The organism is Rathayibacter sp. AY1C7, assembly GCF_002931865.1.
GTDB lineage: Bacteria > Actinomycetota > Actinomycetes > Actinomycetales > Microbacteriaceae > Rathayibacter.
This window is the reverse complement of sequence record NZ_PSWB01000009.1, coordinates 113032-123668: the sequence shown is the minus strand read 5'-3', so window position 1 is coordinate 123668 and position 10637 is coordinate 113032. Positions and strand designations below refer to the sequence as shown.

Sequence of the window (10637 nt, the reverse complement as noted above, 5' to 3'; positions counted from 1 at the left end):
GCGGGCAGGACGACTAGGAGAGATGTCGTCGTCTGGATTAAGGTAGTGTGGAGGACGGACATGCGGAGGTGGTCCCTCCTCCGCACCGCCCTGATCGGGACGACGACCGCTCTGCTGGCCGTCCTGGTCGCGGCGGCGCTCCTGTTCCACGCGTCCGGCGGACGCTGGTTCATCGTGCAGACGCCCTCCATGGGCACGGCCGCCCCGGTCGGCACCCTCGTCCTCACCGAGCCGACGGCCCTCGAGGACGTCCGGGTCGGCGACGCGGTCAGCTTCCACCCCACCACCACGCCCGACGAGACCTACACCCACCGGGTCGTCGAGATCGCCGACGACGGCACGCTCCGCACCCAGGGCGACATCAACGGCGCCGTCGATCCGTGGGCCACCGGCCAGGACCAGCTCATCGGAGTCGTCACCACGGCGCTGCCGGTGCTCGGCTGGCTCGTGCGCGGCCTGCCGCTGCTGATCATCGGCGCCGTCCTCGTGCAGCTGCTCACCCGCTTCATCGCCTCGCCCACCCAGCGGGCGTCGATGCGGATCCTCGGCCTCTCGCTCGTCGCGTCCGTCACCGTCTTCGTGCTCCGCCCGCTGGTCGGCATCGTCGTCCTCGAGGCCACGGTCGACAGCGGCACGACGAACGCCACGCTCGTCTCGACGGGCGTCCTCCCCATCCGCGTGAGCGCCGAGGGCGCCGACCCCGTCGACCTGGTCTCCGGACAGGTCGGCCGCCTGCAGATCCCGGCGCACGACGGAGACGCCTACGCCCTCTCCTCCGCTCTGCACCTGCCGTTCTGGGGCTGGGTCCTCTTCGTCCTGCTCTGCGCGATCCCGGTGCTCTACACGGTCTTCGTCGGCCTCCCCGGCGAGCCGGAGCGGACCGCCGAGCGAGGCCGCCGCGCCGCCCGCGAGGAGGAGACGGCATGAGCCGGCACCGCCTCTCCGCCGCCTCGCCGGCCGCGCGGCTGCGTACCCTCCTCGCCCGCCCGAGGTCTGTCGTCGCCGCCCTCGCCGCCGCCGCCCTGGCCGCCGTGCTGCTCACCGCCCCTGCCACCTCCGGCGCGTACACCGCCTCGATCCTGAACTCGACCAACACGGTCGGCAGCGCCGCCGCGTTCTTCACCTGCGACGGCGCCCTCGCCGCCGACCGCGGGGCCGCGCTCTTCGCCTACACGCTCGCGCAGCCGAGCGGATCGACGACCGCGCCCGACACGGACTCCGGCCAGTACCCGGGCACCTACCGCTCCACCAGCCTCTTCCCGACCGCGATGGTCAGCTCCGCCGCGACGCCCAAGGCCTGCCCGCGCGACGCGGGCGGCTCGTGGACGCCGAACGGCACCAACCAGTACCTGAGCACGCCGCTGGAGATCAGGAACCCCGGCACCTTCAGCACCGAGATCTGGTTCAAGACCACGAACGCCGGCGGCAAGCTCTTCAGCTTCAGCGCGGGCGCCACCGCTCCCGGCGGCCAGTACGACCGCCACACCTACATCGGTGCCGACGGCAAGCTCGTCTTCGGCGTCTACAACGGCGCCGCGCAGACCATCACGAGCACCCGAGCCGTCAACGACGGGCTCTGGCACCACGTCGTCTCCACGCTCTCGCCGACGGCGGGCATCGCGCTCTGGGTCGACGGCGTGAAGGTCGCCTCGAACAGCACGTACCGCACGGCCGAGAACACGACGGGCACCTGGAAGATCGGATACGACAGCCTGGGCGGCCAGTGGCCGAACGTCGGCTCCTCGTACTTCGGCGGGAGCCTGCGCTACGCCGCGGTGTACTCGACGGTCCTCACGCCGGAGCAGATCCAGACGCACTACGCGGCAGGACGCTGAGCGAACGGCCCGGTCGGCGGCGCCTCCGCAGCCCTAGGGTGAGCGGATGACCGCCCCCGCCCTCTCGCGCCGCGCCCGCTTCCACCAGCGGTTCCTCGTGGAGGAGCGCGTGATGGCCCCGGAGGCGCGCCGCGGCCTCGACCGGGCCGGCTTCGGCCTCATCGGCGTCGGCGTCGTCCTCTTCGCGGCCTTCACCGCGCAGGTCGCGAGCGGCACCGGCCTCACCGTCCTCGATCCGGTCGTCGCCGAGTGGTTCCGCGAGAAGCGCTCCGCCGAGGGCACGGTCGTGATGGACGCGCTCGCCACCGTCTTCGGGCCGGTCTACCTGCCGGTCATCATCCTGGCGGTGCTCGTGCTCTGGTTCGTCCTCGCGCGGCACCTCTGGCGGCCGATCCTCCTGGCCGGCGGCATGCTCGTCGGGATGCTCAGCGTGCAGCTGGCCGCTCACCTCGTGATGCGGATGCGCCCGCCGGTCGAGTACATGCTGCTCGGGCCCGACGGGACCTTCTCGTTCCCCTCCGGCCACGTCACCGGCGTGAGCGACTTCTTCCTGATCACCACGTTCCTCCTCGCCTCCCGCCGCTCCTCCCGGAGCTGGATGATCGGGGGCTTCGCGCTCTCGCTCGGGATGATCGCCGGCCAGATCGTCGCCCGGCTCTACCTCGGCTACCACTGGCTGACCGACACGCTCGCCTCGGTGTCGCTCGCCCTGATCGTGCTCGGCTCGGTGATCGTGATCGACACCCGCCGGACCGCGGTCGTGCGGGGCCACGCGGACTGACCGGCGCGGCGCCTCCCTCTGCGGCGAGGAGCCGACCACGGGAGCAGGCCCTGTCGTCAGCCCCGGCCGGCCGGATCCTCCCCGGTGACGATCGGCACCGGCTCCGTCACGCCGATCGTGCTGACGATCGGGACGATCCCGGTGCGGGTGAACGGCTCCTCGGCGGCCGGCGCCGGCTCGTCGGGCAGCGGTGCGGGGTCGACCGCGGCCGACGCCGACGGGTCGGACGCCGTGAGGCCGGATCCGCTGCCCGGCGCCGTGACGACCTGCGCGGTGTCCGCCTGCCCGGCCTCGGCGCCGTCGGGGTAGAGGACGTCGGCGGCGAGGGCCTGCTCGATCCCGCGGTCCCGGCGGGTCCGGGCGCGGACCGGCGCCACCGCCCGCACGATCGGGGTGCGCAGGCGGCGGTAGGCGATCCGGCCGAGCGTGACTCCGCCGGCGAGGCCCAGCGCGATCATGCCCGCCTGGAGCAGGAGCTCGATCCCGGCGCTCGGGCCGGCGTTCGAGGTGAGGCCGAGGACGCCGCGGTAGAGGGTGAGGCCGGGCAGGAGGGGGACGATCGCGCACGCGGTCGTCACCACGGCGGGCACCCGCATCCGCTCGGCCAGCATCTCGCCGAGCAGGCCGATCGCCAGCGCCGGGAGGGCGTTGGCCATGAGCGGCGCGAAGCCCGAGGTGGTCAGCGAGTCTGAGACGAGGAACGCACCGGCTCCGGTGAGGGCGGCGATGAGCGCGGGCCGCGGAGGGGTGTGCGACGAGAGCGCCCAGGCGCCCGCCGCGACCCCGGCACCGAGCACCTGCACGGCGGCCGGCCAGGGGCGGGCGTAGGAGTCGACCAGCACCAGCTCGACCCCGAGCGAGCGCGCGCCGTCGAGCACCACAGCGATCCCGACGACGATGCCCAGCGTCAGCAGCCCGACCTCGAGCAGCCGGCCGCCCGCCGTGATCGGGAACCCGTTGATCGCGTCGTCCGCCGCTCCCACGAACGAGAGCCCGGCGAGGAGCACGACCACCCCCGACGCGACGACGAGCGCGGGCGGCAGAACCGCCAGCTCCACGGGCAGCCGCGGCACGACCGCGAGCAGCACCACCGCCACTCCGGTCGCCAGCGCGGCGCCCGCGATCTGCTGGAAGAAGGCGGGCAGGCCCCAGCGGGCGAGCAGCTGGTTGACCAGGTCGATCGCGGCGGCCGTCGCGGCGGCGAGGAGCACGACGAGGGGTCCGCCCCCGAGCAGGAGCGCGACGCCCGCGGCCATCAGCGCGAGCGTGAGGGTGACGACTCCGCGGCGGTAGCGGTGCGGCTGGACGAGGATCGCGTCGAGCCGGTCGTGCGCGGCCTCGAACTGGTGGCGGGCCTCCTCGCGGGCCTCGGCGGAGTCGACGGCGTCGGCGACCCGCACCTCCGGCGAGCCCTCGGTGATGGCGGTGACGAGCGCCGTCACGCGGGCGAGCCGCTCGTAGTCGGCGCTGCGGGAGGGGACGACGCGCAGCACGCTCACGCTGGGGGAGTCGTCGCCTCCGTCGTGCACGACCAGGATCGACGTGAAGGTGAGGTCGACCTGGCACTCGATGCCGTAGGCGCGGCACACCCGCTGGATCGTCTCGGTCACCTCGGCTGCCGCGGACCCCAGCGAGAGCAGCGTCTCGCCCAGCCGCACGGCCAGCTCGAGCACTCCGCGGACCGTCTGCTCGGCGAGGAGCGCGCGCTGCGCTCGACGGCTCACCGGGGCCGCGGGTCGCTGCCCGCCGAGCTTGCCGACGACCTGCTGCAGAAGACGAGGAGAGCGCACCGTCCAGGGTAGGCACGCGGGGGCCGGTCCGGGGACGGGTTGCGCCGGCTTTCCCGCGGATGTCCGAGCAGCAGTCCTCAGAAGCAGGCGAGCACGCGGGTCGTCAGCCAGAGGGCGGCCTCGAGCTCGGTGTGCAGCTCCCGGCCGAGGGCGAGCCAGCGCTCCTCCGCCTCGGCGCTCCTCCAGCCCTCGAACACGTCGCATCCGGCGGCCCAGAGCTCCTGCCAGCGGAGCAGCGGTCCGTGCAGGGCCTCCGGGACGCCGATCGCACCCGGATCGTCGATCGGGCCGTCGACCGCCCAGAGCGGATACTCCGCGCAGTGGTCCGGGTACAGGCGGAGGTCGGCGAGCCGCCCCTCCCGATCGGCCCGCGCGCGGGCGAGGGTGTCCTCCTCGGTCGCGAACGGCGGGACGATCCACTCGATCTGCGTGACGGGATCGACGACTCGGCGTTCCACGGCTCCTCCTCCGCTCCTCGATGCGCGCACGACGGTAGCAGGGCCGTTCCGCGCCGCATCGGAGGGGGCCTGCCTACACTGGCGAGCGACTGCGTCCGCGAACGGGCGGGCGGGGCGAGGGGTGGGAGCGCATGAGGGTTCACGAGCGCGCGGTGCGGCACGGGCGGCTCCGGCGGCGGTCCGGGGTGCGGACAGTGGTGGTCGGGATCGCGGCGGTGGTCGGCGTCCTCGCCGTCAGCGCCACCTCGCTCGTGGCGATCGCGACGGTGAGCATCAGCCGGAACGTCGCCGACAACGCGGTCGACCTGGGCGTCGCTCCTCCCACCGGGAACTTGCAGATGGGCGCGGTCGAGGGCGGCTTCGACGTCCTGGTGGTCGGCACCGACAACGACGCCACGCAGGGCGACACGTTCGGCGTCCGCGACGACACGCTCAACGACGTCAACATCCTGCTCCACGTCTCGGCCGACCACCGCAGCGCGACGGTGATCAGCTTCCCGCGCGACCTGATCCTGGACCGTCCCGCGTGCACCGACCCCGAGACGGGCGTCGTCACCGAGGCCGCCGCCGGCGTCCCGCTCAACTCCGCGTTCCAGTACGGCGGGCTCGCCTGCGTCAACGACACCCTGCAGCAGTTCACCGGCCTGACGGTGCCCTACGCCGGCTGGGTGTCCTTCAACGGCGTCATCGAGATGAGCAACGCCGTCGGCGGCGTCCCGATCTGCCTCACGGGTCCGATCCTCGACACCGACTCGGGCCTCGACCTGCCCGCCGGCACCTCCACCGTCTCCGGGTCGATGGCCCTCTCGTTCCTCCGCAGCCGCCACGGCGTCGGCGACCAGAGCGACCTCAGCCGCATCTCGTCGCAGCAGCAGTACCTGGCCTCGCTGATGCGCACCGTCCGCTCGGCCGACACCCTCTCGAACATCCCCGCCCTCTACGGACTCGCGCAGGCGACCTCGTCGAACGTGCACCTGTCGACGTCGCTCACGAGCCCGGCGACGATGATCTCGCTCGCCCTCGCACTGAAGGACGTCGACCTCTCGAAGATGGTGTTCGTGCAGTACCCGGCGCTCGACGACCCGGACTACCCGGGCAAGGTCGTGCCCAACGCCGAGGTCGGGGCCGAGCTCATGAACCGCGTCCTCAACGACCAGCCGGTGACCCTCGCATCCGACGCTCCGGCGGAGGAGGCGCCCGCGGCGGAGGCGCCCGCGGACGGCGGCGCGGCTCCGACGGATCCCGCTCCCGTCGCCGTCGACGCTCCGGGTCAGACCGCGGCGGAGGAGACCTGCGCGGTGCCGTCCGACTGACCCGACGGGTCTCGCGACCGCGAAGGCGCCCGGGCGGTGTGCCCGGGCGCCTTCGTCGTCCGCGGTGCGTGGCCGTCTACGCGCGGCGGCGGAGCACCGTCAGGGCGAGACCGCCGAGGATGCCGAAGGCGGCCAGGGTGAGCGGCGCGGTCGTCGAGACGCCGGTCGAGGCGAGGACGGGGCGGTGGCCGCCCGTCTGCGCCGCGGGTCCGGAGCCGGCCGGGTGCACTGCGGGCCCGGCGCCGGCAGGGTGCGCCGTGACGGCGGCGACCGCGGCGGAGCAGTCGGCCTCTCCGGCGATCGGGTCCTCCTCCGTCAGCGTGTAGTCGTAGGAGGTGCTCGCCACGAGACCGCTCGACGTGCCGCGGGCGATGACGCAGTAGATCTCGCTCGCCGGGTCCTGCAGCGGGTACTCGCCGAGGGAGATCAGGCTCCAGCCCAGCGCGTCGACGCCGACCTCGAGGCTCGAGCCGCCGCCCGTGAGCGTCTGGCGCGCACCCGAGGTCGAGAAGACGCCGATCGAGACGGTCTCGTCCGCGCCGAAGCCGAGGAGTGCGCCACCGCTGGTGGGCTGTCCGTCCGCCGGGGCGGGCTCGGGCGGAGCCCCCTGGGGCCAGATCCGGATCGCGGTGCGCGAGGGGACCTGCTCGAGCGACGACGTCACGGAGCGTCCGCTGGTCTCTCCCGTGGCGGTGACGGAGAAGGTGCCCAGCTGGTCCGCCATGGTGTCGGCGTCGAGCAGGACGAAGGCCTCGCCCGAGAGCGGGGTCGGCGTGGGGGGCACGAGGGCGGAGGTGCTGCCGTCGGGCGCGGTGAGCGTGACGGACACGTCCTCGCCGCGGTCGAATCCGCGGAACGAGGCGACGACGCCGTAGATCCGGAACTCACCGACCTGGACATCCGCACCGGCCGGGAGCAAACCGCCGTCCTCCCGGTTCTGGAAGACGACGCTCGTGTCGGGCTGCGTCACGGTCAGCTCGACGGCATCGGAGGCGATACGGGCGCCCGAGGCGTCGAGTCCCTCCGCGACGACGGAGATCGTCTCGCCGGGGAGCGGGAGGTGGGGGTCCACCGCGACGCCGTCCGCGTCGGTGGGGAGCCAGTCCTGGAGGCGGAGCTCGCCGGAGGCGGTGATCACGCTGGTGGTGACGGCCTCCTCCGAGTCGCCGTCGCGGAGCACGACGACGGCGACGGTGCCGGGCTGGAAACCGGTCCCGGACACGTCCAGGCCGCCGGCCCAGCCCTCCGCCGACGGGATCGCGGAGAACGCCGAGCCCGCTTCGTAGGTGGTGCGGTCGAGGGCGATCGCCAGGGGCGACTGCGCGCTCTCGACGGGCGCGATGGTCGGAGCCGGAGTGGGCGCCGGAGTCGAGGCCGGCTGCGGCGTCGCCGTGGGCTCCGGAGTCGCGGTCGGCTCCGCGGTGGGAGCCGGCTCGGCCGGTGCAGGACTCGAGGCGGCGTCCGGGACGACCTCGGTGGCCAGAGCGACGGACGGGAACGCGAGCGCCCCCAGCAGTGCCGCAGTGGTGATGACGGTGACGCCGTGGCGTCGTCGCGCAGAGCGCACGATTCCTGCTTCCTCCGAGCCGCTGATCGCGGTCGGCTTCCCCATGAGCGGGGGACGCTCGCCCCCTGTCGCTGAGTGTGTCGTATGCGGAACCTCAGCCGGTGCCGGATCCTGCAACGATCCGATCACGCCGCGCGGCGCGAAGTGACGGTCCGGTCACGGGCGGGCGCGGCGACCCGGACAAGCCGGTGGGCGACGCTCCCCGGGGGGTCCTCAGACCGGCGGCACGACCAGCAGCACCACGCCGATCGCGGCGCTCACCGCGGCGACCACGCACCAGCGCTCCGCTCGGGTTCCCGCGGGTCCGCGCGTCCGCGCGACGGCGCCGAGGCCGATCGCGAGCACGGCGATGCCGACCTGCAGCGCCACGGTGGTGCGGATCAGCGTCCAGGCGTCGAAGGCGCTCGCTCCAGCCGATCCCGTGGCGAGCAGCGGCACTCCGCCGATGCCCGTCGGCACCAGCAGCAGGCCTGATCCGATCGCGAGCGCCGCGACCAGGTGGGCGAGCACGTCGTCCAGCGCGGTCCGTGGGGGCGCGCCGACCGGCCCGAGAGCGGCGGCGCCAGGCCTCATCGCGACAGTGCGGAGATGCATGGGGCGAGCGTAGGCCCGGACCGCACCGGAGCGGACCCCCTGCGGAGGCCCCTGTCCGGTGGGCATTCCGGAGGAGGATCGGCGCTGAGCGAGTAGTCGAGGGCCCCGCCCTCCGGTCGCTCGTCGACGCCGTCCGGGCGGCTCGCTTCACGCCCGTCAGTCGCTGCTCCCGGTCCAGGTCCCTTCGATCACCTGGATCAGGTCGTGCCGCTCATCGGGGCCCAGATCCGGTTCGAACTCGACGACGAGCCGGTCCGACCGGTAGACGTCCCTCGTGTTGTACACCGTCGCCTGGCGCGCGAGATCGAGGGAGTGGTAGCGGTGGATCGACGCCCCGGGCCCGTCGACGCCCTCCACGCACCCACGACGATCTCCGCAGGCCTCCCTGCTCGGAGCGGCAGCGCGCTCGAGTCCGTCCAGCTCCGCGCGGGTGACGTCCCGGATCGTGATCCTCGATCTCGAGTCGTCGAGGAGGAGCCCCGCTCCGAAGACGGCGGCTCCGCCGACGACGGCCCCGACGACGAGACCCGCCGCCCCGAAGACGACGGCGGTCCGGCCGACCGTTCCCGTGGCTCTGCTCGTCGCTGTCATGGAGGTCCTCTCTTCGGCCGGCTGCTCGGGCGGACGGCGGAGTGCCACCGCATCCGGAGAACCTCCCAGCGCTCATCGGCGGAGTCAAGAGCGCACACCTCGATGGCAGGAGATGTGGCGCGATCGTCGACGCAGAGGGTGCAGCAGCAGGCTCCGCATCCGCCCGGCGCCTCCGCCTCAGGCGCCGTCTCCGGCAGAGGCTCCGCATCCGCCCGGCGCCTCCGCCTCAGGCGCCGTCTCCGGCAGGATCAGGGGATGCGCCTGCAGACGATCACCACCGGATCCGGACCGCGACACGTCGGGCTGGTGCACGGGCTCGGTGCGTCGGCGGCGACCTGGGGGCCGTTCGTCGAGCGGCTCGTCGCGACCGGCCGCTACACGGTCACGGCCGTCGACCTGCGCGGGCACGGCGCGAGCGCCCGGGCGGAGTCGTACCGGATCGACGACATGGCCGCCGATCTGGTCGAGTTGCTGCCGGCAGGGCTCCACAGCGTGGTCGGCCACTCGCTCGGCGGCGCGGTGCTGCAGCGCGCCGTCGCAGGACTCGCGCCCGGCCGGGCCGTCTACCTCGATCCCGGGTTCGCCCTCGCGCTCCCGACGAGTGGCCTCGCCGGACGGCTGTTCTGGGCGGCGCCGCTCCTGTCGCTCGGCATCGCCCAGCTCGGACAGGCGCGGGCGGGCGCCGCGGTCCGCGCCGCCTACAGCCCGGAGATCCGCGCGCTGCTCGATGACGCGAAGAAGAGGTTCGACGCGCGGATGGCCGTCGGCGTGTTCCGGGACGTCGCCTTCCACCCGGTCCCGGTCGAGGCGCCGGCGGTCCCGTCGACGATCGTGCTCTCCGACCAGTCGCCGGCGGTGCTGCCCGACGCCCTGGCCGCGCGGCTCGAGCAGCGGGGCTGGCAGGTGCGCCGGATCGCGGGCGTGCACCACGACATGCAGCTCGAGGACCCCGACCGGACCTTCGCCGCGATCGCCGACGTGCTCTAGCCGCCCCCTCCGCGGGTCGGGCGCCGATGAGCGGGAACTACCGGCACATCCGCCCCGACGACCGCGGCCACGGGCGGCTCCGGACGGACGGACGCTCGAGCCGTCTGCGAGAGTGCTGGCATGTCCCCGCAGTCGTTGTCCGAAGCCGATCGTCGCCTCGTCGCCGCGTGGGCCGCCGACTGCGCGGAGAGGGTGCTCCCCCTCTTCGAGGCCGAGGCCCCCGACGACGTCCGGGCACGGGACGGCATCGCCCGCGCCCGAGCCTTCTCGCGGGGCGAGTCGGACGCGGCGGGGGAGATCCGGCTCCGCTTCGTCGCGGGTCGTGCGGCGCAGTCGGCGATCTCTCCGGCGGCGAAGGCTGCGGCGCGGTCGGCGGGACAGGCGTCCGGCGTCGCCCACATGGGAGCTCACGCGCTCGGCGCCGCCGCCTACGCAGTGAAGGCGGTCGGGCTGGCCTCGACGCGGTAGGGCGGCGAGGCCGAGATCCGGTGGCAGCTGGGGCACATGAGCGGGCAGGTGCGGGCGGCGCTGCGGACCCTGCCGCTCCTCGGTGAGGACCCGTCCGGCCCGCTCGGTCCGGGACTCCTGACCTCGGGTGTGCTCGGATCGAGCATCCGCGCGGTGCAGGCGGCGCTCGGCGCAGCAGCCGCGGATTGATCGCCGACGCAGGCGGCGCAGCAGAGGGATCGGGCGACGGCGCGCAGGTCGTCCCCCCTCAGCG

The 10637-nt window shown here is 74.0% G+C and carries 12 protein-coding genes; 7 read left to right on the top strand and 5 right to left on the bottom strand.

The window, feature by feature from the left end:
• Positions 1-60: 60 nt before the first annotated feature.
• Genes C5C69_RS07075 through C5C69_RS07065 form a run of 3 tightly spaced genes read left to right on the top strand, consistent with a single transcriptional unit; the run spans position 61 to position 2616 of the window.
• Entirely contained in the window at positions 61-927 is an 867-nt protein-coding gene (locus C5C69_RS07075) for a S26 family signal peptidase (protein ID WP_104257628.1), read from the top strand.
• Complete coding sequence (locus C5C69_RS07070; protein ID WP_104247132.1) at positions 924-1835, top strand: LamG domain-containing protein; 912 nt, start codon at positions 924-926, stop codon at positions 1833-1835. Before C5C69_RS07075 ends, C5C69_RS07070 begins: the two co-directional genes overlap by 4 nt.
• 46 nt (positions 1836-1881) lie before the next feature.
• On the top strand, positions 1882-2616 hold the full coding sequence (locus C5C69_RS07065) for a phosphatase PAP2 family protein (protein WP_104234004.1): 735 nt from the start codon (positions 1882-1884) through the stop codon (positions 2614-2616).
• Between the two features lie 56 nt (positions 2617-2672).
• On the opposite strand, the gene C5C69_RS07060 is transcribed toward C5C69_RS07065, so the two are convergent.
• The gene (locus C5C69_RS07060) at positions 2673-4406 is read right to left on the bottom strand and encodes a threonine/serine exporter ThrE family protein (protein WP_181127037.1); all 1734 of its coding nucleotides are present in this window, start codon (positions 4404-4406) and stop codon (positions 2673-2675) included.
• A gap of 77 nt (positions 4407-4483) precedes the next feature.
• Entirely contained in the window at positions 4484-4864 is a 381-nt protein-coding gene (locus C5C69_RS16930) for a hypothetical protein (RefSeq protein WP_181127036.1), read from the bottom strand.
• A gap of 131 nt (positions 4865-4995) precedes the next feature.
• On the opposite strand from C5C69_RS16930, the gene C5C69_RS07050 reads away from it, so the two are divergent.
• Positions 4996-6177, top strand: a complete 1182-nt coding sequence (locus C5C69_RS07050) for an LCP family protein (protein WP_104257626.1) — start codon at positions 4996-4998, stop codon at positions 6175-6177.
• 76 nt (positions 6178-6253) lie between these two features.
• Here the strand turns inward: C5C69_RS07050 and C5C69_RS07045 are convergent, their stop codons facing one another.
• The 3 genes from C5C69_RS07045 to C5C69_RS07035 all read right to left on the bottom strand — a co-directional run bounded on the left by C5C69_RS07045 (position 6254) and on the right by C5C69_RS07035 (position 8929).
• Positions 6254-7744: a hypothetical protein gene (locus C5C69_RS07045; RefSeq protein WP_146080939.1), complete on the bottom strand. Its 1491-nt coding sequence runs from the start codon at positions 7742-7744 to the stop codon at positions 6254-6256.
• A gap of 213 nt (positions 7745-7957) precedes the next feature.
• Positions 7958-8338: a hypothetical protein gene (locus C5C69_RS07040; protein ID WP_146080938.1), complete on the bottom strand. Its 381-nt coding sequence runs from the start codon at positions 8336-8338 to the stop codon at positions 7958-7960.
• 156 nt (positions 8339-8494) lie between these two features.
• Positions 8495-8929, bottom strand: coding sequence for a hypothetical protein (locus tag C5C69_RS07035; RefSeq protein WP_104226555.1), 435 nt, complete (start codon positions 8927-8929; stop codon positions 8495-8497).
• A gap of 255 nt (positions 8930-9184) precedes the next feature.
• Here C5C69_RS07035 and C5C69_RS07030 point away from each other — a divergent pair, with 255 nt between their 5' ends.
• From C5C69_RS07030 to C5C69_RS17380, 3 genes are all read left to right on the top strand, one after another.
• Positions 9185-9916 (top strand): alpha/beta fold hydrolase, encoded by a 732-nt coding sequence (locus C5C69_RS07030; protein WP_104233998.1) that lies wholly within the window; start codon positions 9185-9187, stop codon positions 9914-9916.
• A gap of 120 nt (positions 9917-10036) precedes the next feature.
• Complete coding sequence (locus tag C5C69_RS17385; RefSeq protein WP_308470858.1) at positions 10037-10384, top strand: putative immunity protein; 348 nt, start codon at positions 10037-10039, stop codon at positions 10382-10384.
• Between the two features lie 36 nt (positions 10385-10420).
• Positions 10421-10573: a hypothetical protein gene (locus tag C5C69_RS17380; protein ID WP_308470859.1), complete on the top strand. Its 153-nt coding sequence runs from the start codon at positions 10421-10423 to the stop codon at positions 10571-10573.
• Positions 10574-10637: the final 64 nt, after the last annotated feature.